This window comes from Nonomuraea insulae, assembly GCF_042656245.1.
The window spans coordinates 1-22,253 of sequence record NZ_JBHSPA010000023.1 but is presented as its reverse complement, the minus strand read 5'-3'; the positions used below and the strand labels follow the sequence as shown (position 1 = coordinate 22,253).

Annotated in this window: 26 protein-coding genes, 2 tRNA genes and 1 riboswitch; of the genes, 17 read left to right on the top strand and 11 right to left on the bottom strand. The window is 67.7% G+C overall.

Annotated elements, in window-relative coordinates:
• Window positions 1–13: 13 nt before the first annotated feature.
• On the bottom strand, window positions 14–754 hold the full coding sequence (locus ACFPZ3_RS17690; protein ID WP_379515213.1) for an SDR family NAD(P)-dependent oxidoreductase: 741 nt from the start codon (window positions 752–754) through the stop codon (window positions 14–16).
• 102 nt (window positions 755–856) lie between these two features.
• On the opposite strand from ACFPZ3_RS17690, the gene ACFPZ3_RS17685 reads away from it, so the two are divergent.
• Entirely contained in the window at window positions 857–1,477 is a 621-nt protein-coding gene (locus ACFPZ3_RS17685) for a TetR/AcrR family transcriptional regulator (RefSeq protein ID WP_379515212.1), read from the top strand.
• A 7-nt stretch (window positions 1,478–1,484) separates the two neighbouring features.
• Here ACFPZ3_RS17685 and ACFPZ3_RS17680 read toward each other — a convergent pair whose 3' ends face one another.
• From ACFPZ3_RS17680 to ACFPZ3_RS17670, 3 genes are all read right to left on the bottom strand, one after another.
• Window positions 1,485–2,465 carry a coiled-coil domain-containing protein gene (locus ACFPZ3_RS17680; RefSeq protein ID WP_379515211.1) on the bottom strand — a complete coding sequence of 327 codons (981 nt, stop codon included), beginning with the start codon at window positions 2,463–2,465 and terminating at the stop codon, window positions 1,485–1,487.
• A gap of 5 nt (window positions 2,466–2,470) precedes the next feature.
• A riboswitch (cyclic di-AMP (ydaO/yuaA leader) is annotated at window positions 2,471–2,612 on the bottom strand.
• 68 nt (window positions 2,613–2,680) lie between these two features.
• On the bottom strand, window positions 2,681–3,757 hold the full coding sequence (galT, locus tag ACFPZ3_RS17675) for a galactose-1-phosphate uridylyltransferase (RefSeq protein WP_379515210.1): 1,077 nt from the start codon (window positions 3,755–3,757) through the stop codon (window positions 2,681–2,683).
• Window positions 3,754–4,533: a DeoR/GlpR family DNA-binding transcription regulator gene (locus ACFPZ3_RS17670; RefSeq protein ID WP_379515209.1), complete on the bottom strand. Its 780-nt coding sequence runs from the start codon at window positions 4,531–4,533 to the stop codon at window positions 3,754–3,756. The genes galT and ACFPZ3_RS17670 overlap by 4 nt, the downstream gene beginning before the upstream one ends.
• A 140-nt stretch (window positions 4,534–4,673) precedes the next feature.
• Here ACFPZ3_RS17670 and ACFPZ3_RS17665 point away from each other — a divergent pair, with 140 nt between their 5' ends.
• A complete protein-coding gene (locus tag ACFPZ3_RS17665; protein ID WP_371252575.1) occupies window positions 4,674–4,751 on the top strand; it encodes a 50S ribosomal protein bL37 in 78 nt (25 codons plus the stop codon).
• A 27-nt stretch (window positions 4,752–4,778) separates the two neighbouring features.
• Here the strand turns inward: ACFPZ3_RS17665 and ACFPZ3_RS17660 are convergent, their stop codons facing one another.
• Window positions 4,779–5,408, bottom strand: a complete 630-nt coding sequence (locus ACFPZ3_RS17660) for a nucleoside/nucleotide kinase family protein (protein WP_379515208.1) — start codon at window positions 5,406–5,408, stop codon at window positions 4,779–4,781.
• Window positions 5,409–5,474: 66 nt separating this feature from the next.
• Between ACFPZ3_RS17660 and ACFPZ3_RS17655 the strand changes: the two genes are divergently transcribed.
• Complete coding sequence (locus ACFPZ3_RS17655) at window positions 5,475–5,963, top strand: DUF5946 family protein (protein WP_379515207.1); 489 nt, start codon at window positions 5,475–5,477, stop codon at window positions 5,961–5,963.
• Between the two features lie 18 nt (window positions 5,964–5,981).
• Here ACFPZ3_RS17655 and ACFPZ3_RS17650 read toward each other — a convergent pair.
• Window positions 5,982–6,055, bottom strand: a tRNA-Gly gene (locus ACFPZ3_RS17650).
• Between the two features lie 89 nt (window positions 6,056–6,144).
• Between ACFPZ3_RS17650 and ACFPZ3_RS17645 the strand changes: the two genes are divergently transcribed.
• Window positions 6,145–6,221 (top strand) — tRNA-Pro (locus ACFPZ3_RS17645).
• Between the two features lie 55 nt (window positions 6,222–6,276).
• Here the strand turns inward: ACFPZ3_RS17645 and ACFPZ3_RS17640 are convergent.
• Window positions 6,277–6,486, bottom strand: a complete 210-nt coding sequence (locus ACFPZ3_RS17640; protein WP_379515206.1) for a tyrosine-type recombinase/integrase — start codon at window positions 6,484–6,486, stop codon at window positions 6,277–6,279.
• A gap of 476 nt (window positions 6,487–6,962) precedes the next feature.
• On the opposite strand from ACFPZ3_RS17640, the gene ACFPZ3_RS17635 reads away from it, so the two are divergent.
• A complete protein-coding gene (locus ACFPZ3_RS17635) occupies window positions 6,963–7,664 on the top strand; it encodes a hypothetical protein (protein ID WP_379515205.1) in 702 nt (233 codons plus the stop codon).
• An 84-nt stretch (window positions 7,665–7,748) separates the two neighbouring features.
• Here ACFPZ3_RS17635 and ACFPZ3_RS17630 read toward each other — a convergent pair whose 3' ends face one another.
• The 3 genes from ACFPZ3_RS17630 to ACFPZ3_RS17620 form a co-directional block, all read right to left on the bottom strand.
• Window positions 7,749–8,258 (bottom strand): DUF2199 domain-containing protein, encoded by a 510-nt coding sequence (locus tag ACFPZ3_RS17630; RefSeq protein ID WP_379515204.1) that lies wholly within the window; start codon window positions 8,256–8,258, stop codon window positions 7,749–7,751.
• Between the two features lie 139 nt (window positions 8,259–8,397).
• Window positions 8,398–8,622 carry a hypothetical protein gene (locus tag ACFPZ3_RS17625; protein ID WP_379515203.1) on the bottom strand — a complete coding sequence of 75 codons (225 nt, stop codon included), beginning with the start codon at window positions 8,620–8,622 and terminating at the stop codon, window positions 8,398–8,400.
• 35 nt (window positions 8,623–8,657) lie between these two features.
• A complete protein-coding gene (locus tag ACFPZ3_RS17620) occupies window positions 8,658–9,182 on the bottom strand; it encodes a hypothetical protein (RefSeq protein ID WP_379515202.1) in 525 nt (174 codons plus the stop codon).
• A 7-nt stretch (window positions 9,183–9,189) separates the two neighbouring features.
• Between ACFPZ3_RS17620 and ACFPZ3_RS17615 the strand changes: the two genes are divergently transcribed.
• From ACFPZ3_RS17615 to ACFPZ3_RS17590, 6 genes are all read left to right on the top strand, one after another.
• Complete coding sequence (locus tag ACFPZ3_RS17615; RefSeq protein WP_379515201.1) at window positions 9,190–9,690, top strand: hypothetical protein; 501 nt, start codon at window positions 9,190–9,192, stop codon at window positions 9,688–9,690.
• A gap of 737 nt (window positions 9,691–10,427) precedes the next feature.
• Window positions 10,428–10,802: a helix-turn-helix transcriptional regulator gene (locus ACFPZ3_RS17610; protein WP_379515737.1), complete on the top strand. Its 375-nt coding sequence runs from the start codon at window positions 10,428–10,430 to the stop codon at window positions 10,800–10,802.
• A 10-nt stretch (window positions 10,803–10,812) separates the two neighbouring features.
• Complete coding sequence (locus ACFPZ3_RS17605) at window positions 10,813–11,229, top strand: VOC family protein (RefSeq protein WP_379515200.1); 417 nt, start codon at window positions 10,813–10,815, stop codon at window positions 11,227–11,229.
• Window positions 11,230–11,314: 85 nt separating this feature from the next.
• A complete protein-coding gene (locus ACFPZ3_RS17600) occupies window positions 11,315–11,716 on the top strand; it encodes a DoxX family protein (protein ID WP_379515199.1) in 402 nt (133 codons plus the stop codon).
• A 15-nt stretch (window positions 11,717–11,731) separates the two neighbouring features.
• Window positions 11,732–12,445 carry a hypothetical protein gene (locus tag ACFPZ3_RS17595; protein WP_379515198.1) on the top strand — a complete coding sequence of 238 codons (714 nt, stop codon included), beginning with the start codon at window positions 11,732–11,734 and terminating at the stop codon, window positions 12,443–12,445.
• 18 nt (window positions 12,446–12,463) lie between these two features.
• The gene (locus ACFPZ3_RS17590; protein WP_379515197.1) at window positions 12,464–12,964 is read left to right on the top strand and encodes a DinB family protein; all 501 of its coding nucleotides are present in this window, start codon (window positions 12,464–12,466) and stop codon (window positions 12,962–12,964) included.
• 10 nt (window positions 12,965–12,974) lie between these two features.
• Here ACFPZ3_RS17590 and ACFPZ3_RS17585 read toward each other — a convergent pair whose 3' ends face one another.
• Window positions 12,975–13,451: an ATP-binding protein gene (locus ACFPZ3_RS17585; protein ID WP_379515196.1), complete on the bottom strand. Its 477-nt coding sequence runs from the start codon at window positions 13,449–13,451 to the stop codon at window positions 12,975–12,977.
• A 234-nt stretch (window positions 13,452–13,685) separates the two neighbouring features.
• Between ACFPZ3_RS17585 and ACFPZ3_RS17580 the strand changes: the two genes are divergently transcribed.
• The 6 genes from ACFPZ3_RS17580 to ACFPZ3_RS17555 all read left to right on the top strand — a co-directional run bounded on the left by ACFPZ3_RS17580 (window position 13,686) and on the right by ACFPZ3_RS17555 (window position 21,876).
• Window positions 13,686–14,552: a helix-turn-helix domain-containing protein gene (locus ACFPZ3_RS17580; RefSeq protein WP_379515195.1), complete on the top strand. Its 867-nt coding sequence runs from the start codon at window positions 13,686–13,688 to the stop codon at window positions 14,550–14,552.
• Between the two features lie 167 nt (window positions 14,553–14,719).
• Window positions 14,720–16,111, top strand: a complete 1,392-nt coding sequence (gene tig / locus ACFPZ3_RS17575) for a trigger factor (protein ID WP_379515194.1) — start codon at window positions 14,720–14,722, stop codon at window positions 16,109–16,111.
• A 378-nt stretch (window positions 16,112–16,489) separates the two neighbouring features.
• A complete protein-coding gene (locus ACFPZ3_RS17570; RefSeq protein ID WP_379515736.1) occupies window positions 16,490–17,122 on the top strand; it encodes a ClpP family protease in 633 nt (210 codons plus the stop codon).
• Window positions 17,123–17,133: 11 nt separating this feature from the next.
• The gene (locus ACFPZ3_RS17565; protein ID WP_379515193.1) at window positions 17,134–17,757 is read left to right on the top strand and encodes an ATP-dependent Clp protease proteolytic subunit; all 624 of its coding nucleotides are present in this window, start codon (window positions 17,134–17,136) and stop codon (window positions 17,755–17,757) included.
• Window positions 17,758–17,945: 188 nt separating this feature from the next.
• Window positions 17,946–19,229, top strand: coding sequence for an ATP-dependent Clp protease ATP-binding subunit ClpX (gene clpX, locus ACFPZ3_RS17560; RefSeq protein ID WP_138718359.1), 1,284 nt, complete (start codon window positions 17,946–17,948; stop codon window positions 19,227–19,229).
• Window positions 19,230–19,311: 82 nt separating this feature from the next.
• Window positions 19,312–21,876, top strand: a complete 2,565-nt coding sequence (locus ACFPZ3_RS17555) for a valine--tRNA ligase (protein ID WP_465263556.1) — start codon at window positions 19,312–19,314, stop codon at window positions 21,874–21,876.
• Window positions 21,877–22,253: the final 377 nt, after the last annotated feature.

The following is a 22,253-nucleotide window of genomic DNA, read 5'->3' as shown; positions in this document are numbered from 1 at the left end:
CCCCTTGGCGGCGTCAGGCGGCGAAGCCTCCGTCGACGTTGATGGCCGAACCGGTGACGTAACGGCCGCCTTCGCCGGCGAGGTAGGCGACGGCGGCGGCGATGTCCTCGACGGTGCCGTAGCGGCCCAGCGCGGTCACGCCGCTGAACATCGGAGCCTGCGGGCCGTCGGCCGGGTTCGCGTGCGTGTCGATCGGGCCGGGGTGGATGACGGTGGCGGTGATGCCGCGCGGGCCGAGATCGCGGGCCAGGCCTTTGGTGAGGCCGGCCAGCGCGGACTTGCTCATCGCGAACAATGTCATCCCCGGCCCGGGAACGTGCTCGGCGACGCAGGTGCCGACGTTGATGAGGCGGCCCCCACGGTCCATGTGCCGCGCCGCCGCCTGGCAGGCCAGAAACGCCGCCCGCACGTTGACCGCCAGCACGTGGTCCACCTCTTGCGGCGTCACCTGGGCCAGATCCCCGACGGCGAAGGCGGCCGCATTGTTGACCAGGATGTCGATCCTGCCCAGCTCCGCCACGGTCTGCTCGACCGCCGCGGTGGCCGCGTGCGCGTCGGCGAAGTCCGCCTTGATCACGAGTGCCCGGGCGCCGCCGGCTTCGATCCGCCGGCCCACCGCCCGCGCCTCCTCGGCGGCGTTGACGTAGGTGATGGCCACCTCCGCCCCGTCCTGGGCCAGTCGCAGGGCGATCGCCGCCCCGATGCCCCGGCTGCCACCCGTCACCAACGCCACCTTGCCGGCCAGTTCGCTCACGTCCGCCTCATTTCTTTGTCGATCGGCAAAGAAATAAATAGCAGGATGCGTCCGAGCCGGTCAAGGGATATCTTGGTCAATCGACAAAGAAAGGTGGCGGACATGGCGGAACGGGGCAGGCCACGCGGCTTCGACCGGGACCTGGCACTACGCCAGGCAATGATCACGTTCTGGGAGCGCGGCTACGAGGGCACCTCGATGGCCGACCTCACCACCGCCATGGGCATCGCCTCGGCCAGCATCTATGCCGGCTTCGGCGCGAAGGAGCAGCTGTTCAGGGAGGCCGTCGAGCTGTACGGGGCGACGGAGGGCGCCAGGCCGCTGCACCTTCTGGAGACGGCCGGTACCGCGCGGGAGGGCGTCGCCCAGGCACTGCGCGCCAACGCCGACAGGTTCGCGGACCCCGCCACGCCGCCAGGCTGCATGGTGGTGCTGTCAGCGTTGACGGGCACGACCCAGAACGCCGGGTTGCGTGGCTTCCTCGCCGAACGCCGCGCACTCGTGCCGCACTCCTTCCGGCGACGACTGGAGCAGGGCATCAAGGATGGCGACGTGACCGCCGGCACGGATGTCGACGCCGTCGCCGACTTCTACGCCGCCGTCCTGCAAGGCATGGCCATCCATTCCCGCGATGGAGCCACCCGGGCGCGACTGGAGACGGTCATCGCCTGTGCCCTGGCGGCGTGGGACACCCTGACGTCCCCCGAAGCCGCCCCATGCTGATGGCGATTCAGTTCATCGAGATGTGCACGTGGTCGTAGTGGTTCTGGGTGATGCTGCCCCGGTCGGACATCGTGCGCCAGCCCGAGCCCAGGTTGATGCGCTGCTTCCAGATCACGTACTTGACGCCCAGCTTGTCCTTGTTCTTCAGCGCCCAGTCGGCGATCCGGTCGCCGAGGGCGTTGTGGTCGGAGCTGGGCGTCGTGCCGCCCGTGCTCATCATGAAGTCGCAGGCCCGCCCAAGAGGGTGCTCGCCGTCGGAGCCCGAGCGGAAGCAGCCCACGTCGTACGGCAGCGCGAAGTTCTTGCCCACCTCGGCCTTCATCAGCCGCGTACGTGAGGTGATGTTGTCCGAGCCCGACGGCAGTTGCGGCGCCCAGGAGCCGTCGGAGTTGCGGCCCGTCGCGTACGGCACCAGGTCCTCGAGCTTGTCCTGGATGTCCTTGATGACGTCCTCGGCGTCGTCGCGCTGCTCGTCCACCTCGGCCGCGTCCGACTTGACCTGGGCCGCCAGCGCGGTGGCCTCCTCGCTGGCCTTCTTCTTGTCGTCGCGGGCCCTGATCACGCCGTTCACGATGGCCTGCTGCTCGGCGGTGATCTGTTCGAGCAGGGCCGCGCTGCTGCCGTTCTGGGGGAGCATGAAGCCGCCGTTGTCCGGGAGCATGAAGGAGGGCAGCGAGGGGTCGGCGTTCTGGTAGCGCAGGCGGGCGATCTCGGCGACGCGCTGCTCGGCCGCGGTCAGCGCCTGCTCGGCGGCGGCCAGTTTGCCCTTGGCCGTCTCGACCCCCTGCTGCGCCTTGGCCAGGTCGACGCGCTTGAGGTTGTACTTCTCGATGAGCTTGTCGACCTTGGTGTTGAGCTGCTTGAGCTGGGCCCGGAGCTCCGACTCCGTCGGCTTGGGGGCGGCCGAGGCCGCGGTCGCCGGGAGGACGGCGAGGGCGCCGGCGGTGATGAGAGCGATGGCAAGAGCCGCGGGGGACGAAGCCGCCACGTAGGTGTTCCTCTCCCTCTGCCGGCCGGGTTAGCTGACGGGTTCGGGCATGGGAGGTGCTCCCTACCGCCGAAGCGGATTCACCCCAGGTGCGGTTTGGGTCCCCGGCTCCCGGGCGCCGCGCCCGGGATTAGGCGTGCAACGGCCGTTACGGCCGGTGCATAACGGGATATTAGTGGTAGATCACGAGTCATGCGACCTTAATTAGAAATCCATTAGTGATCTACCTGTGATCGAAGCATGCGTGCGGCCTCCTCAGGCGACACGTCGTTGACGAAGGCGCCCATCGCCGACTCCGAGCCCGCCAGGAACTTGAGCTTGTTGGCCGCCCGCCTGATGCTGAACAACTCCAGGTGCAGGTAGCCCAGCTCACGATCCTGCCGCACCGGCGCCTGGTGCCAGGCCGAGATGTACGGCATCACGACCCCGAACAGCCCGTCGAACGCCCGCAGCACCGACGTGTACAGAGGCGCGAACGCCGCCCGCTCCTCCTCGGTGAGCGCGGCCAGGTCGGGCGCCTGCCGGTGCGGATAGAGGTGCACCTCGAACGGCCAGCGCGCGGCGGCGGGCACGAAGGCCGTCCACAACTCGTTGGCGGCCACCACCCGCGTCCCCGCCTCCCGCTCGGCGGCCAGCACGTCGGCGAACAGGTTGCCCTTCGTATAGCGCCGGGCGGCGCCGAGTTGCAGCTTGGTCCTGGGCGTGACGTACGGGTAGGCGTAGATCTGGCCGTGCGGGTGGGCGAGCGTGATGCCGATCTCCTCGCCCCGGTTCTCGAAGCAGAACACCTGCTCCACGCCCTCGATCGCGGACATCTCGGCCGTGCGGTCGGCCCAGGCCTCCATGACCAGCTCCACCTGGGCGTTGGAGAGCTTGGAGAAGGAGGAGGAGTGATCAGAGGTGAAGCACACCACCTCACACCTCCCCACGCCCGGACGGACCTCACTCAGCCCACCCACAGCCTCATAAGTCCCAAAATTTCCGGAAAAAGAGGGGAAGCGGTTCTCGAACACGGCCACGTCGTAGTCGTACGCCGGGATCTCTGTCGACCGCTCCTCCGACGACGGGCACAACGGGCACTCGGCCGCGCCGCCGGTCGGCAGGAACGTCCGCGTCTGCCGATGCCCGGCGATCGCGATCCACTCCTCCGTCAGCGGGTCGTAGCGCAACTCGGAGGCCACGGGCCGGCCTTCGAGAGGCCGCCGGTCGATCACGCTCCTGTCGGCGTCGTCGCGCCGGTCGAAGTAGATCAGCTCTCGGCCGTCGGCCAGATGGGTGATGGTGCGCTTCAAGGCGAGCCCTCCGCGATGATCAGTTCTACGGCCCGTTCGGCCAGCTCCGTGCGTGCTTCCTCGGGCAGCCCCGCGTCGCTGATGACCACGTGGGCCTCGCTCAGCTCCGCGATCGTGCTGATGCCGACGGTGTTCCACTTGGTGTGGTCGGCGGGGACGACCAGCCGGTGCGCGGCCGCCACGAGCTCCCTGTCGGTCTCGGACTCCAGCAGGTTGGGCGTGGTGAACCCGGCCCGCACGCTCATCCCGTGCACGCCGAGGAAGAGCGTGTCCACGTGCAGGCGGCGGATCGCGGCCACGGCGACCGGGCCCACCAGGGCGTCGGACGGAGTGCGTACGCCGCCGGTCAGCACGACCGTGCGGTCGGTGCGCGGGTTGCGGTGGAAGACCTCGGCGACCGGGATCGAGTTGGTGATCACGGTCAGCTCGGGCACGCCGATCAGGTGGTGGGCCAGCGCCCACGTGGTGGTCCCCGCCGACAGCGCCACGGCCGTTCCCGGCCGTACGAGTGTGGCCGCGTGCCGCGCGATGGCCGCCTTCTCCTGCTGCTGGCGGGCGGACTTGGCGGTGAAGCCCGGCTCCTCGGTCGAGCCGGGGCCGAGCGCGGTCGCGCCGCCGTGCACCTTCTCCAGCAGCCCGCGTTCGGCCAGCACCTCAAGGTCGCGGCGGATGGTCATGTCGGAGACGCCGAGCTCGCGTACGAGGTCGGCCACCCGGACGCCGCCGTTGCTGCGCACGCGTTCGAGGATCGTCTGTTGCCGCTGCTGTGCGAGCACGTCCGTTCCTTCCAACAGATTCCACCAAATTATGACACGGAATTGTTGGGGAATGTTAGTTCGCGGGGTTCGCTTGCGCTGGTCAGCGTGGGCGAGAGAAGTTGGGGGCTCATGCCGTACCGATCATCGGAGGCGAGCTTATGGCCAGGCGCGCGCGCAAGGGCAAGGCACGCAAGAAGAAGAAGGCGAACCACGGCAAGCGTCCCACGGCGCGATGACGAGCGGGTGACCGCCCGCCGTGGCGGTCACCCCGGCCGCAACACCGCGGGCCGATCCGGGTGGTCGGCCCGAATCACGACGTCGGCCGTCTCCTGGGGCCGCGCCTCACGCTCATACCGCTCGTACGCGGGCAACCGCCACCGCTCCTCCTCCGGGGTGCCCCGCTCCAGCGCCCCGGGTGACAACCACACGTGCGCGCTCACCTCGAACGCCAGCCCCCGCCCCAGCAGCAACGTCCCGTCCACCAGGACCACCCCGCCCGGCGGCAGCTCCACGTACGGCATCCGGTACGCCCGATCGATCCCGCTGTCCCACAACGCCGGCAACACCCGCCCGGACCCGCCCGGGTCCAGCGGCTCCAGCACCTCCCTGCGCAGCGCCTTGGCATCGAGCCAGTCGTCGTAGAAGGCGTCGGGATCCGTCCTGCCGTACTCCAGACGCAACGAGGCGGGCCGCAGGAAGTCGCCCGCCGACACCCGTGACACCGGCCGCCCGCGCAGGCGCAGGGGCGCCACGAGGTCGTCCGCCAGCGCCCAGGGCCGGGCGGCGGGCGCGCCGTCGACGGCCACCCGCACCCAGGCGTCCGCGGGCCGGGCGCAGATCAGCTCGGCCAGCTCCTCGACGAGGGCCTCACGGGAGATCGGTCGCGCACGCATCGATCACAGCTTACGAGCGCGGAAATGCCTTCGACGCCCGCCCGGCCCCTGGCTTGGGTGCCCGGCATGCACCCCTGTGACTGCGGCGCGGCGGCGGGCCCCCTCGGCCTGTGCGCCGACTACTACAACGCGATCCTGGCCGAGGAGCAGCGGGACCCGGAGATGTACCGCTGGCACGCGGTCGTGGTCTGCGTGTACCTCCTGCAACACCCTTCCAGGGGCCTCCAGAAGTTCCTCGACAGCCAGTACCGCATGTTGCAGTTCTTCGTGGAGCAGGACCTGGACGCCCTGATCCGCCTGCAGGCGCATCAGGTGGCGCGCAACAGCCACCGGTCCCGCTCGGGCTACGACCTGCGGCCGCTGGAGCCTTACGCGCCGCTGCCCGCGGGCGGACCTCCCGAGCGCTTCCGCGCCTCGTTCTGCGGCCTGCCGTACGGCGACGACGGTTTCGTCTCCGACGGGCACGAGGCGTACGGGCACCGGATGCGCACTCTCGCCGAAATGACGGAAGAGGCCTGGAAAAACCTCGGGCCAGGCACCCCGGGTGGGGGTTGACCTGGCCCTTTGTCGCCTTGGAGCGGACGACGGGAATCGAACCCGCGTAGCTAGTTTGGAAGACTAGGGCTCTACCATTGAGCTACGTCCGCGCGAACCGGTCGAACTCTGGTCTAGACTTCATCCGGTCGTCAGGGCGTAAGCGTACCGGAGTCACGGAGCGCATGCGTACTCGGCGAAACGGGGCGTGGCGCAGCTTGGCAGCGCGCTTGCTTTGGGAGCAAGAAGTCGCAGGTTCAAATCCTGTCGCCCCGACCAGCCAAGAAGGCCCCTCCCAGATCGGGAGGGGCCTTCTGAGTGACTAAGTGAGTGACTATGCAGCCCCAGAGCTGCCGAAGATGCGATTGGCTACCGCTCCGGACTGGACGACGGGACGGATCTGCTTCCGGTAGACCGCTTCGGTCGTCGCCGTGCTGCTGTGCGCGACCAGGCGGGAGATCTCTTCGAGCGGCAGCCCGTTGTCAGAGAGCAGGGACCCGAAGCTGTGCCGCAACTCTCGGGGCGTCCACTCCTTCGGGTTCATCCCCCTTCGCGTTCTTGATGACATTGCGGAACGCGCGCCTCACGTTGGCCGCGTCCAGTTCCGTCCGGTTGCACCAGGCTGTTCGCCTTCCACTCCTTTCCCTGGGCCTCTCTCTGCATCGCCTGGAGCGCTACAAGCGCCTCTACGCACCTCTTGGGCAGTGCGCGCGTCCCTCCTGACTTCCTGGTCTTGGTGTCGCCGCCGGCTCGTACAGAGCGCCACTTGGCGACGTACGGCGGGAGGGGCGAGCTCGCATTGGCGTCCCGCCGAGGTCCACGTGGTCCCACCTGAGCACTCTCAGCTCCTCCGCCCGGGCACCGGTGAGGAGGGAGGTGTGCATGGTTGAGTCCTCAACGGCTCTGAGTACGGCGTCCGCGCCAGCATGAGGGACAGGGCGACTTGAAGCCTGTCCCAGCTGTCCCGGTGAGAAGCGTCCAGCGTTTGCTGTCTCCGGTAGAGAACGGCAGGATCACGCCGTGACTGACTACAAGCAGGTGGCCGACGCCTTAGGGAACACCACCTGGATCACCTGGTGTACGGGCGTCACCCTGGACGACGTGCTCACCATCTACGGCGGAGGCCGGAACCTCGTGACGGCAGCCACCTTCGACGAAACCGGCGAGGCCTCGTCCCTTCAGATCGAGGACGGAATATCGTTCCTACTCGCCGGTGCGCTCGGCCATGGCGTTGTCCTCATGGAACCAGGGCTGCCATGCGTGGAGACCGACGAGCGAATACGCCTTTCTCAGGCAGGCGTGTGCCTGGACGTCGGCTGGAGCGACTTCGGTCCACCGCACATCACGTACATGGAGAAGGGGCACGTCGTGGTGGCTTTCGACGGCATGACGTGGGATTACGATGCCAAGCCCGACCAGGAGACAGCGGAACGGTGGATGAGCACCACCCCCGGTGGGCTGGAGGCGTGGCAGAACAACTACGGCACGGCGTCCCTCATGACGGCAGAGGCCATCATGGGCGCGCCCATGGATGAGCAGTGGCTGGCGCGAGAACACACCTGCATAGAGTTCAGAAGGGCTGACTCCGAGCGTCCTCGTCCACGACCGGTGCGCCTGGGAGATCTGCTGAAACATGTTGCAGCAGATCTCCCAGGCGAAGCACGGCCTGAAAAGGCGGGCGAAGCTCCAAACAGCGGTGGCAGCAGTCACCCGCCTGCTTGATGTTCTGCTTGATCGCGGTGAATGATCCCGCCGACGGCGGCCGACGAACGCCAGGCAGGGGCACGCGATGCCAGGTCGCCGAGATCAGCGGCTCCGCGCTGGAAGGAAGGTCTGATGCGGCCACTCCTGAGCCAGTACTTCAGCGAGCAAGGGCTGAGTCGTGCCACTGATGTAAGGAGCGCCGTTCGGGCCTTTGTCGGCCAGCACAGTGGCGGTCGCCTCCGCTCCGTAGACGCCTGGCCATGGCTCGACGCGATTGACCAGGACACCGCTGAAAGTCAGGGCCTTCCAGACATCCCCACCTGCCCGCCCGGCGGCCATCGTGCGCTCGAACTCCTCCTTGGAGGTGAAGGCCAGCCATACACCGAGCGTGGCTGTCAGTCCGGCATCGAGACGTACGGGCATGATCGCTCTCATGAAGCTGCCCGCGTCGGACACGATGACGGTACGGCTCTCATAGTGGATCACCGGGTCGGGTCGTTCGGATTCGATCTGCTCAGTCAGATCGTCCGGATACAAGTAATCCCACGCGAGGTTGTCCTCCGACAGTTCCTCGCCGCAGCAGTGGCACATCTTCGGCTCAGGCATCGCCATGACGACTCTCCTTCCGAACGAGTTGGGGAAGGGCGTCTGAGGTCGCCAGGTCTCTCCGGCGGCAACCCCGGAACATCGGCGCCCGACTGCGAGCGGAACGCTGCAGGCACATCCTGCCACCCTTGATCAGCGCAACGGCTCACCCATCGAAGCGGGCCCAGCGGAACCCATGTTCGAGCAGCGGTGTCAGGGTTGCCCGGTATAGCGCGCCGAAGGAGACGACGGCTTTGGTCTCGTCACCGCTGACTTGCGCGAGCAGCCCCGGGGCCACGAACAACTTTTCGGCCGTGTAGGTCGGCAGGAACGGACCCAGGGGCAGAGGGCGCAGCATGCTCCACAACGCGTTGAGGCGTTCGGTCGGCACGCAGTAAATCCATGCCTGGTAGGGCGCGCCGCCAGCTACGGGGTGGAGCGATCGGGGTCGTCCGGCCGGGTGTCGTCGTCGGCGCTCTCGTCGGTGGCGGGGGGTTCGCTGCGTCGCCTGCGTCCGCGGTACTCCGGGTCGGAGTCCGGGGCGAAGGGGTCGAACGGGGAGGTCTCCAGGGGGTTGGCGAGGCTCTTGCTCGGTTCGGAGTTGAAGAGCGACTCCAGAGGGCCGGGGGGCTCGAAGGGCGGAGTCCAGGCGGCGGTCTCCTGAGGGTCCGTGCCGGCGCCGGGTACGGGCGAACCTGTCACAGGGCGCGGGTTCTCCTGTCCGTGGAGTGCGCCGGGCGGGGCACTTTCGTGTAGGTCGGAGGCGGCGGCCTCGATGGCTTCCAGGAGTTGCCGCCTCCACTGGTCGCCCTCGTCGAGGGGGGTGGGCGCGGATGGGACGGGTTCCACGTATCCGGCGGTGGCCAGGCGAGTTCCGCGGCGGGCCTTGACCACGAGCACCGCGAGCACGGCCAGCAGGGCCACCACGAGCACCACGGCTGAGGTGATCATCGTTGGAGTGGACGAGCTCGGCAGTGGGCTGGTGATCGCGGAGTTGAGGTGTGTGGGGAAGGCTCCAGGGGCCACAGTGCTGGACGTCGTCGGCGTGGCAGCGACGTCCTCCGCCCTGGCGGGCTCGGTTGTGGGGGCCGCGGTTGCCATGGGAGAGGGCGGAGTGGTGGTCGTCGCTTCAGGGGAGGTGGCGGTCGGCTCGGCTTCGGAGGCGGCCGCGGCTGACGGCGAGTCCGACGTCGTGGCGGTAGTCGTGGGCGAGTCGGATGTCGTGGGGGTGGGGGTGGCTGATGGCGAATCCGACGCAGTGGGGGTGGGGGTGGATGACGGTGAGTCAGGCGTCGTCCGGGTGGCAGTGGGGGAGGACGAGGCCGACGTCGTGGGGGAAGGCGTATCGGAGGGGGGAGCGGCAGTCGGTGCGTCTGAGGTGGGCTGTGGAGTAGCCGTGGTTGAAGGCGCGTCGGATGTCGAGGTGGGCGTCGCTGTGGGTGTGTCGGAGGTTGGCTGAGGGGCGACCGTGGGTGTGTCCGAGGACGGCGTCGGTGCGGTCGTGACTGGCGGCGTGTCCGAGGCTCGGGTCGGTTCAGGCGCGGGACGGGTCGCTCCGGGCGGCGGGTTGACGCCCTCCTGATGGGAGCCCTCCTGGGGAGAGTCCTCCTGGCGGGAGCCGTTCTGGCCGGCGCCGTCTTGGCCGGGGCTCGCTGGGCCGGTCGGCTTCTCCTGGGTGCTCTGGCTCTTCCCACGAGAGCCCTGGTGCTCACCGCGAGAGTCCTGGCGGCCTCCGGCGTCCGTATCCGGCCGATGAGAAGGCCGGTCAGCCGGTTGGTCCGCGTGGTCATCGGTTGCCTGTGGAGCGATCGGGGCAGTTTCGTGCGTCATGGAAGTGTGGGACCTCCGGGACGAGACCGGATTTACCCATACAGATCCTGGCAGAAGTGATGATTAAGGACTGAAGTGGCTAAACCGGAAGCCTGTGGTAGGGCGAGAGTACCGTGCCATTTCTGCAGGTCAAGTGCCCCAAGAGAGGTGACCTGAGACTCCGCCGGGAGTAAAAGGCCAGGTCAGGAGCGCTGTCCTAAATGTCATATAACGGGAACTATGTGGCGAAAGATCTACCTAATTCCTTAGAGGGCCAGGCCCGCTGGCCCCCTCCGATGTGAAGGGGGCCTTCGCGAGCGGGTCTTGTGGGATGGTGGTCGTGTGACGTTGGAGGACCTGGTCCGGCTGCGCCGGGCCCGTGACCTGATGGACCGCGAGTACGCCAAGCCGCTCGACGTTCCCGCGCTGGCGCGCGTCGCCCTCATGTCACCGGGCCACTTCTCCCGCAGCTTCCGCGCCGCCTTCGGGGAGACCCCCTACAGCCACCTGATGACACGCAGGATCGAGCGGGCCAAGGCGCTGCTGCGGCGGGGTGACCTGACGGTGACGGAGGTCTGCTTCGAGGTCGGCTGTACGTCACTGGGATCGTTCAGCTCGCGCTTCACCGAGCTGGTCGGCGAGAGCCCGAGCTCATACCGGGCCCGCAGCCACGACGAGGGCGCCGCCATCCCGGCCTGCTTCGCCAAGCTCTACACGCGACCCGTCAGGAACAAGACAGCCAAACCCGCCCCGCGACAGTAGCGTGACGTGCATGGACCTCAAGCTTTCCACCTGCTTCATCGCCGTCGACGACCACGACAAGGCACTCGCCTTCTACCGGGATGTTCTCGGCATGGAGGTGCGCAACGACGTCGGGTTCGAGGGAATGCGCTGGGTGACCGTCGGCCCGCCGTCGCAGCCCGACATGAACATCGTCCTCGAACCGCCTCTCGCGGACCCGAACGCCTCACCCGCCGACCAGGAGGCCATGGCCGAACTGCTGGCCAAGGGCCTGCTGCGCGGCGTCATCTTCGAGACCGACGACTGCGACGCCACCTTCGAGCGCATCAGCACCGCGGGCGGCGAGGTGCTGCAGGAGCCGGTCGACCAGCCGTACGGCGTGCGCGACTGCGCCTTCCGCGATCCCGCGGGCAACATGCTGCGCTTCAACCAGTCCCGCAAGCAGTGAGCCGTCAAGGGGTGCATCTAGGTGCACCCCTGCCCGGCACCTACCCCGATGGCCCTCGTTGATCAGCGCGCCTAGCGTCGATGCCATGACCACCGCACCGCACCAGACCACCGGCCGCGCCGCCACCGTCACTCTGTGGGTCCTGCAGATCGTCATGGCCTGCTTCTTCCTGATATCGGCCATGGGGAAGTTCGCCGGCACCGAGCCGGCCGCGTCCACGTTCGAGGCGATCGGGCTGGGCGACTGGTTCAGGAACCTCACCGGGGTGCTGGAGGTGGCAGGGGCGGTGGCGCTGCTGGTGCCGCGGCTGGCCGGGGTGGCCGGGCTGGCGTTCGTGGGGCTGACCGTCTGCGCGGCGCTGACCGAGGCGTTCGTGTCCGGGGGCGGGCTCGTGCTGCCGCTGGTCGCGCTCGTGCTCTGCGCCGTGATCGCGTGGGGACGCAGGTCGAGTACGGCGCGTCTGTGGGCGCTGGTCGCGAGGCGATGAGGGCATGCTGGAGGCGTGGACCTCTTCGCGGACGATCCCATGGCCCGCCCGCTCACCTATCCCGGCCGTGTCCCGGCGGGGTCGGGCGTCCTGGCCGATGACGCGTACGTGCCGCTGCCGGAGGGCGGGTGGCGTGAGAGCGCCGCGGCCCTGCTGGCCGCCCGGGGCCGCGCGCCGCTGGACGCCCGCCACCGCGTCGTCGCCGTCGGCTCCAACGCCGCCCCCAGCCAGGTGCGCAGGAAGTTCCTCGACCACGGGGTACGCCCGGTCGTCCCCATGACGGTCGCCGAGGTACGCGGCATCGCCCCCGGGGTCTCGGCCCACGTGAGCAAGTGGGGCTACGTGCCGGCCGCGCCGATCGAGACGCCCGGCGAGACCTCCAGGCTGTTCGTGCTCTGGCTCGACGAGGAGCAACTCGCCGCGCTCGACCTCACCGAGCCCAACTACCGCCGCCGCCCCCTCACCGACCCCGTCACCCTGGAGGACGGCACCCGCCTGCCGCCCCCCTTCGTGTACGAGGGCAGGCACGGCTGCCTCGCCACCGGGGACGGCCCGCTCCGCCTGACGCCGCAGAGGACGCTCATCCAGTCTCTCCTGGACGAGTCCGCCGCCCTGCGCCACCTGTGCGGGAACACCCCGGAGGACTTCGTGGGCAACGTCAGGGACGACACCGTACGCGCGGCGGCCTACCGCCTGCTCCAGACCGAATGGCGGGCAGGGCGCCGGTGACGGATAAGGTCGGGCCTCGTGACCGATACCCGTACCCCTCCGCCCCTCATCGGCGACGAGCGGACCGTGCTGAACAACTGGCTCGAATGGCACCGCGCGACCCTGGCCGTCAAATGCGCCGGCCTGTCGGACGCGCAGTTGCGCCAGCGCTCCGCCTCGCCCTCCACCCTTTCCCTGCTGGGCCTGGTCAGGCACCTGGCGCACGTCGAGCGCGTCTGGTTCCGCCGCGTGCTCAACGGTGAGGACCTGCCCAAGCTCTGGGACAAGGACCGCCACAACGACGCCGACTTCGACGAGGTGGACACCGCCTCGGTCCAGGAGGCGTTCGACACGTGGAAGGAGGAGACGGACCTCGCGCGCGTCATCTCGGCCGCCAAGCCGCTGGACGCCGTGGGCGAGCGCAACGGGCAGGACTGCTCGCACCGCTGGATCATCGTCCACGTGATCGAGGAGTACGCCCGCCACAACGGCCACGCGGACCTGCTGCGCGAGCGCATCGACGGCGTGACCGGCGAGTGACCCGCGAATCTCAGGTGTCGACCCGGAACAGGGCCCAGACGGCCTTGCCGCCACGGGCCAGCGGGTCCCAGCCCCAGCACTGGCTGTAGGTTTCGACGATGTAGAGGCCGCGCCCGTTCTCGGAGATGAAGTCGGGCTCCTTGGGCCGCGGCACCTCGTCGCTGGGGTCGGCCACCGCGAGCAGCACGTGGGGGGTGGCCCGCATCAGCAGCAGCTCGATCTCCCTGCGCCCGGCCGCGTACATCGCGTACCTCACCGCGTTCGTCACCAGCTCCGACACCACCAGCGCGGCGTCGTCACTGAGTTCGTGCAGTCCCCAGCCGCGCAGTGTCGAGCGAGTGACGTCTCTGGCGGTCTTCACAGAGTCGGCCTGAAAGGGCAGAGGACACGCGGTCGTGTCCGGCTCACCGCCCATGAGCAGGCGGTCGAAGCCCATCTGGCGGCTGATCTGCAGGCAATCGGCAGTGACCAGAGGGTCCTCCACCATGCCGCCGATCCCTCCCCGTTCAGCCTTGGTTAGTGCATGTTTGGCCCAATATGCACTAAGCCATCATGGGTCACGAACGCGGCACCTGCAAGACCCAAATGCACGTGCAGGTGCAATGTGCAGTAGCAAGCGGCGTTTTGGGGGCATAGGTATCCGAATCGGACACGAGGTTGAGACCTTGTCATACCCGGCAATGTGGTGTCACTGTGTGTGCGGACCTTGATAGGAGGCAAAGTGACGCAGAACCAGCCGGGTTCCGGGCCGACGGCGCTGCGCATCCTCCTGGGCTCCCAGCTGCGCAAGCTCAGGGAAGCGAAGAACGTCACTCGTGAGGAAGCCGGCCACCTCATCCGGGGGTCGGAATCCAAGATCAGCCGGATGGAACTCGGCCGAGTGGGGTTCAAGGAACGGGATGTAGCGGACCTGCTGACCCTGTACGGGGTCGTGGATCATCAGGCTCGCACCGCCGTACTCGACCTGGTGGCCACCGCCAACGAGCCGGGTTGGTGGCACCGGTTCAACGATGTCCTGCCCACGTGGTTCCAGGCGTACGTCGGCCTTGAAGAGGCCGCCGCCAGGATCAGGACCTACGAGGTCCAGTTCGTGCCGGGACTTCTGCAGACCAAGGAGTATGCAAGGGCCGTGGTGACCGCCGGTTCGGCGGGCATCGTGGCGGAGGAGATCGCCAGGAGGGTGGATCTCCGGCTGGAGCGCCAGCGGATGTTCGACCGGCCCGACGGGCCGATCTTCTGGGCGGTTATCGACGAGGCCGCCCTCCGCCGGCCGATAGGCGGAGCCGAGGTCATGAGGGCCCAATTGGAGCACCTCATCGACCTGATGCGGCAACCCAGCATCACGATTCAGATCATGCCGTTCAGCTTCGGCGGGCACAGCGCGGAGGGGGGAGCGTTCAGCGTCCTGCGTTTCCCCGACACCGATCTCCCCGACGTGGTGTATGTGGAGCAGCTCGCCAGCGCGCTCTACCTCGACAAGCGTGAGGACGTGGACCGATACACCGAGGTAATGGAGCGGCTGTGTGCCGTGAGCACCACCCCGGACGAGACGATCGAGCTGCTGAGGACGATCGCGGACGAGTTCTGAACGCGGTGGCGTCGTGGTTGGGTATGCATCTGCCCTAGACTGGCCAACGGCGTTGGATCCCGCCGTGGCGGAGCATGCCCAACACCGCTCATGTGGGCGCGGCGCGTGAGCCGTACCGTATTGGACGCGCCTGCGATCACTCGTAGCTTGATCAAGGAGACCATTCCGTGAAGACCGCTGTCGAGGAGCTCAGCCCGACCCGGGTCAAGCTCACCGTCGAGGTGCCGTTCGACGAGCTGCGCCCGAGCATGGATGCGGCGTACAAGAAGGTCGCGCAGCAGGTGCGCGTCCCTGGGTTCCGGCCTGGCAAGGTTCCGGCCCGCATCATCGAGCAGCGCTTCGGTCGGGCGGTAGTGCTGGAGGAGACCCTCAACGACGCGGTGCCCAAGCTGTACGGCCAGGCCGTCGACGAGGTCGACGTGTTCCCGGTCAGCCAGCCTGACATCGAGGTCACGAGGATCGATGACGGTGAGCAGATCGAGTTCACCGCCGAAGTCGACATCCGGCCGAACTTCGAGGTGCCCGAATACGCCGGCGCCGAGATTACGGTCGACCCCTCCGAGGTCTCCGACGAAGATGTGGACACCCAGCTCGACGGGCTGCGCCAGCGCTTCGCGACGCTGACCGGCGTCGAGCGCGCGGCCGCCAGCGGCGACTTCGTCGTGATGGACCTGCGCGCCGAGATCAACGGCGACAACATCGAGGAGCAGCAGGCCAGCGAGGTCTCTTACGAGGTCGGCGCCGGCTCCGTGCTGCAGGGCCTCGACGACGCGCTCGAGGGCATGTCCGCGGGCGAGGAGAAGACCTTCAAGACCGAGCTGGTCGGCGGTGAGAACGCCGGCGAGGAAGCCGACGTGATCATCACCGTCAAGTCGGTCAAGGAGAAGGTCCTGCCCGAGCTCGACGACGAGTTCGCCCAGCTCGCCAGCGAGTTCGACACGCTCGAAGAGCTGAAGAACAGCATCCGCGAGCAGGCCCGCCGCAACAAGCTCATCGACCAGGTCGTCCAGGCCCGCGAGAAGGCCCTCGACGCGCTGCTCGAGAGGATCGACATCCCGCTGCCCGACAGCGCGCTCAAGGCCGAGGTCGACGCTCGCAAGCACAACCTCGACCACCAGGTGACCGAGAGCGGCCTCAGCCGCGACGCCTTCTTCCGTCTCTACCAGACGACGGAGGAGGAGCGCTTCGCCGAGTTCGAGACCAACTCCGCCCGCGCGATCAAGGTCGGGTTCGTGCTCGACAAGATCGTCAAGGCCGAGGAGCTGGGCGTCTCGGAGCAGGAGCTGACCAACTTCGTGGTCCGCCGGGCCATGGAGATGGGCGTCCAGCCCAACGAGCTGGCCAAGCACCTCGCCGACAACGACCAGCTCACGCTGGCCATGGTCGAGATCGTGCGCGACAAGGCCAAGTCGGTGCTCGGTGACGCCGCCAAGGTGGTGGACACGGAGGGCAACGAGGTCGACCTCAAGGCGATCTACACCGAGATCAACGGTGAAGAGGTCGTCGAGGAGGAGGCCGCCGCCTCCGAGGACGAGGACAAGGACAAGTCCGAGGCGTGACGTCCGCCCACAAGTGACGACAACGAAGCCCCTGGACCTTGGTGGTCCGGGGGCTTCGGTCGTTTCCGGGGCGGCGGCGGTCCGCGTACGGCGCTCAGACGGCTTCTGGCGGGATGGGAGGGCGGAAGGCGGTTCACCCACGGCGCCCTGCCCTGAGAGCGCCTGAACCGCCCTTTCAGCGCCACCGAGGGCGACCCGGGGCCTCTGCGCGGCGGGGAAGGGACGAAAGCCATATGAGCTGGCAAAGGGCAGCATGCCCAAGAGCACCCGAACCTGCGCCGTCAGCGAACAGTCCGGGGACCGGGCATGAGCTGTAGTCGGCGCGCGTTAAGGTCACAAGCAAAGCCAATCGATTACGACGCATCGGAAGGTGACGCTGTGACCAGCCCGCCGACCTTCTATCAGCCTGAGTCGCGAGGCCGTGAGAACGGCTCGTCCTTCCGGCTTGAGGACCAGCTTTACCAGCGCCTGCTCCGCGAGCGCATCATCGTGCTGGGTCAGGAGGTCAACGACGAGATCGCCAACCGGATCTGCGCCGAACTCCTCCTGCTGGCGGCCGATGACCCTGAGCGGGACATCACGCTGTACATCAACTCGCCGGGGGGATCGGTGAGTGCGGGCATGGCGATCTACGACATGATGGAATACGTGCCCAACGACGTATCCACGGTCGTGATGGGCATGGCTGCCTCGATGGGGCAGTTCCTGCTGACCGCGGGCGCGCCGGGCAAGCGCTACGGCCTGCCGCACGCCCGTGTGATGATGCACCAGCCGTCGGGTGGCATCGGTGGCACCGCCGCCGACATCGCCATCCAGGCAGAGCAGATGCTCTACGTGAAGAAGACGCTGGCCGAGCGGATCGCCTTCCACACGGGCCAGCCGCTGGACCAGATCGAGTCCGACTCCGACCGTGACCGCTGGTTCACCGCCGAGGAGGCCAAGGACTATGGCTTCATCGACCACGTCGTGCGCAGCGCGCGGCAGGTGCCCTCTGCGGGCCCGGTCTCCTAGGGGGAGCTGACATGAATATCCAAAGCCGTTACGTTCTCCCCTCCTTCGTCGAGCGCACGTCTTACGGCGTGAAGGAGATGAACCCGTACAACAAGCTCTTCGAGGACCGCATCATCTTCCTCGGAGTGCAGATCGACGACGCGTCGGCCAACGACGTGATGGCCCAGCTGCTGACGCTGGAGTCGCTCGACCCCGACCGTGACATCAGCATCTACATCAACTCGCCGGGCGGCTCCTTCACCGCCATGACGGCGATCTACGACACGATGCAGTTCGTCAGGCCGGAGATCCAGACCGTCTGCCTCGGCCAGGCGGCCTCCGCCGCGGCCGTGTTGCTGGCCGGCGGCACCCCGGGCAAGCGGTTCGCGCTGCCCAACGCCCGGGTGCTGATCCACCAGCCGTCCACCGAGGGCGGCGGCCAGGGCAGCGACATCGAGATCCAGGCCCGCGAGATCCTGCGCATGCGCACGCTGCTCGAGGACATCGTGGCCCGGCACACGGGCAAGCCATCCGCCGAGGTTCGCAAGGACATCGAACGCGACAAAATTCTCAACGCGGACGAGGCGAAGGCGTATGGTCTGATCGATGACATCATCCCGTCCAGGAAGAAACGAGCTCAGGCCGTAGCTTCCTAGACGAGACGTGACGCACCGGGGCGCTGCCCAATAGGGCACGTTCCGGTGCGACTCGCCGCTAGGGGGCTCACTGAGGGCCCAGAAGACGGTAACGTCGAAACCTGAGCGGTTCGGCCTAGTCCGGAGAATGTCCGGAGACACTGCTCGCGGGAGCAAGCAGGGCGGTCCCACGCAAAGGAGTATCTGGGGTGGCACGCATCGGCGACGGGGGAGACCTGCTGAAGTGCTCTTTCTGCGGAAAGAGTCAGAAGCAAGTCAAGAAGCTCATTGCCGGTCCAGGCGTCTACATCTGCGATGAGTGCATCGATCTCTGCAACGAGATCATCGAGGAGGAGCTCTCCGAGTCCTCCGAGCTCAAGTGGGACAACCTGCCCAAGCCGAGAGAGATCTACGAGTTCCTCGACGCCTATGTCATTGGTCAGGACAAGGCGAAGAAGGCCCTCTCGGTGGCGGTGTACAACCACTACAAGCGGGTGCAGTCGGGCGACCGGGGCAGAGACGACGGACTGGAGCTGGCCAAGAGCAACATCCTGCTGCTCGGCCCGACAGGCTCGGGCAAGACGCTGCTGGCGCAGACTCTGGCGAAGATGCTCAACGTTCCCTTCGCCATCGCCGACGCCACCGCGCTGACCGAGGCGGGATACGTCGGCGAGGATGTCGAGAACATCCTCCTCAAGCTCATCCAGGCCGCCGACTACGACGTCAAGAAGGCCGAGACCGGCATCATCTACATCGACGAGGTCGACAAGATCGCTCGCAAGAGCGAAAACCCGTCGATCACGCGCGACGTCTCCGGCGAGGGTGTGCAGCAGGCGCTGCTGAAGATCCTGGAGGGCACCACGGCCTCGGTGCCTCCACAGGGCGGCCGCAAGCACCCGCACCAGGAGTTCATCCAGATCGACACGACCAACGTGCTGTTCATCTGTGGTGGTGCGTTCGCCGGCCTGGAGAAGATCATCGAGTCGCGCATCGGCAAGAAGGGCATCGGCTTCAACGCCATCATCCGGTCGAAGGAAGAGGTCGACATGGCCGACATCTTCGCCGACGTGATGCCGGAGGACCTGCTGAAGTTCGGCATGATCCCCGAGTTCGTAGGCCGCCTGCCCGTCATCACCTCGGTGCACAACCTCGACCGTGAGGCGCTCATCCAGATCCTCACCGAGCCGCGCAACGCGCTGGTCAAGCAGTACCGCAAGTTGCTCGAGCTCGACGGCGTGGAGCTGGAGTTCACCGACGGCGCTCTTGAGGCCATCGCCGACCAGGCCATCCTGCGCGGCACCGGCGCCCGCGGGCTGCGCGCGATCCTGGAGGAGGTGCTCCAGTCCGTCATGTACGAGGTGCCCTCCAGGCAGGATGTCGCCCGGGTGGTCATCACCCGCGAGTCGGTGCTGGAGCACGCGATCCCGACGCTCGTGCCGCGCGACCAGCTCGCCGCCAAGCAGCAGCGCACGCCTCGTGAGAAGTCGGCCTGAGCCGTCATTCCGCTCATCCGGACGCCCCGTGGTCACGAACCATGGGGCGTTCCGCTTGTCCGCCTCCCTAGAATTGGTCACTGTGACAACGCCAGAGCTGCCTACCCAGTACACACCGGCCGACGTCGAGACCCGTAGCTACGAGCGCTGGGTATCCGAAGGCTACTTCCGCGCCGACCCGGGCAGCTCGCGCGAGCCGTACAGCATCGTCCTCCCTCCGCCCAACGTGACGGGCGTGCTGCACATCGGGCACGCGCTCGACCACTCCGTCCAGGACGCCCTGACGCGCCGCGCCCGCATGCAGGGGCGCGAGACGCTCTGGCTGCCCGGCATGGACCACGCCGGCATCGCCACCCAGAACGTTGTCGAACGCGAGCTGGCCAAGCAGAGCCTCTCCCGTCACGACCTGGGGCGCGAGGCGTTCGTCGAGCGGGTCTGGGAGTGGAAGGAGGAGTCCGGCGGCCGGATCCTCGGCCAGATGCGCAAGCTCGGCGACGGCGTCGACTGGTCGCGCGAGCGGTTCACGATGGACACAGGGCTCTCGCGAGCCGTCCAGACCATCTTCAAGAAGTTGTTCGACGACGGGCTGATCTACCGCGCCGAGCGCATCATCAACTGGTGCCCGCGCTGCCTGACGGCCCTGTCCGACATCGAGGTGGAGCACAGCGAGGACGAGGGCGAGCTCATCTCGATCCGCTACTCCGACGAGATCGTGGTGGCCACCACGCGCGCCGAGACCATGCTCGGCGACACCGCCGTGGCCGTGCACCCCTCCGACGAGCGCTACGCCCACCTGGTCGGCACCATGGTGGAGCTGCCGCTCACCGGGCGCATGATCCCCGTGGTCGCCGACGAGCACGTCGATCCCGAGTTCGGCACCGGCGCGGTCAAGGTGACCCCTGCCCACGATCCCAACGACTTCGAGATCGGGCGGCGTCATTCGCTGCCGTCGCTGACGGTCATGGACGAGCGCGGCGTCATCACCGCGCACGGGCCGTTCGAGGGGCTCGACCGCTTCGAGGCCCGGCCCGCCGTGGTCGCCGCGCTGCGCGCCGAAGGCAGGATCGTCGCGGAGAAGCGCCCCTACCTGCACTCGGTCGGCCACTGCTCGCGCTGCAAGACGGTGGTGGAGCCCAGGCTGTCGCTGCAGTGGTTCGTCAACGTCGCGCCGCTGGCCAAGGCCGCGGGCGACGCCGTTCGTGACGGGCGCACCCGCATCCACCCGCCGGAGCTGGCCAAGCGCTACTTCGACTGGGTCGACGACATGCACGACTGGTGCATCTCCCGCCAGCTCTGGTGGGGTCACCGCATCCCGGTCTGGTACGGGCCGGCGGGCGAGGTCGTGTGCGTGGGCCCCGACGAGGAGCCGCCGGCCGGCTACACACAAGACTCTGACGTCCTCGACACCTGGTTCTCCTCCGGGCTGTGGCCGTTCTCGACGATGGGCTGGCCCGACCGGACACCCGAGCTGGAGCGCTTCTACCCGACCTCCGTGCTGGTGACCGGCTACGACATCCTGTTCTTCTGGGTCGCCAGGATGATGATGTTCGGGCTCTACGCCATGGACGGCGAGCCGCCGTTCCGCGTGGTGGCGCTGCACGGCATGGTCCGCGACCAGTACGGCAAGAAGATGTCCAAGTCGTTCGGCAACGTGGTCGATCCCCTCGACTGGATCGAACGTTTCGGCGCCGACGCCACCCGCTTCACCCTGCTGCGCGGCGCCAACCCCGGCGCCGACGTCGCGGTGAGCGAGGAATGGGCGGCCGGCTCACGCAACTTCTGCAACAAGATCTGGAACGCCACCCGCTTCGCCCTGATGAACGGCGCCGCCGTCGGCACGCTCGACGACGCCGAGCTGACCGCGGCCGATCGGTGGATCCTCTCGCGCCTGCAGACCGTCATCACGACGGCGGACGCGGCCTTCGAGGAGTTCGAGTTCGCCAAGGCGTCCGACCTGCTCTACCACTTCGCGTGGGACGAGGTCTGCGACTGGTACCTGGAGCTGGCCAAGATCCAGCTGGGCGAGGGGCAGGAGCACACCCGACTGGTGCTCGGCCACGTGCTCGACGCGATCCTGAGGCTGTTGCATCCGCTGGTGCCGTTCGTGACCGAGGAGTTGTGGCGGGCCGTCACCGGTGGCGAGTCGCTCGTCGTGGCCCCGTGGCCGGTGGCAGATGCCCGCTACACCGACACCGCGGCCGAGGCGGAGATCGAGGCGCTGCAGGAGCTGGTGACGGAGGTTCGCAGGTTCCGCTCGGACCAGGGCCTCAAGCCCGGCCAGAAGGTCGCTGCGCGGCTCGGGCTGAGCGGCACACCGCTGGCCGGCCAGGAGTCGGCGATCCGGTCGCTGCTGCGCCTCACGGAGCCGCCTGAGTCGTTCGACGCCACGGCGCGGTTCTCGGTGGGCGCGGTGAGCGTGGAGATCGACACCGCGGGCGCCATCGACGTCGTCGCCGAGCGCAAGCGGCTGGAGAAGGACCTGGCCGTCGCGCGCAAGGAGGCCGCCCAGGCGGCGGCCAAGCTGGGCAACGAGCAGTTCATGGCCAAGGCGCCGCAGGACGTGGTGACCAAGGTCAGGAGCCGGGCCGAGCAGGCTGACGCGGACATCGCGCGGCTTGAGGCTCAGCTCGCCGGCCTGGGTGTTTGAACCATACTCACGCAGGGAAGGTCCATTCGTTACCCGAGGATGGACCTTCTACGCCTCTGAGGCTGCTACAGTTTTCAACGCAGGGCCAATCGGCCCTGACACCCCTGTGAACAAACCTCGACTTTCGGGTGGATCCAGCCACGTGGTTGGACAAGCTCCAAAAGTTCGGGTAAGTTAGCAGGGTTGCCTCGAAAGGGGCGGGTCCGGAAGCTCCCGGATCGGGCGGTTTGACAAGGATCGTCCGGATCTGGTAGACTGAAGGAAATGAAATGTGCGCCTCGCGCACTGGGGTCCTCCAGGGATTCTGGTGCGGATGTACGCGTCCGTTTCTTGAGAACTCAACAGTGTGTTAAAAGCCAGTGCATGATGCACAACCC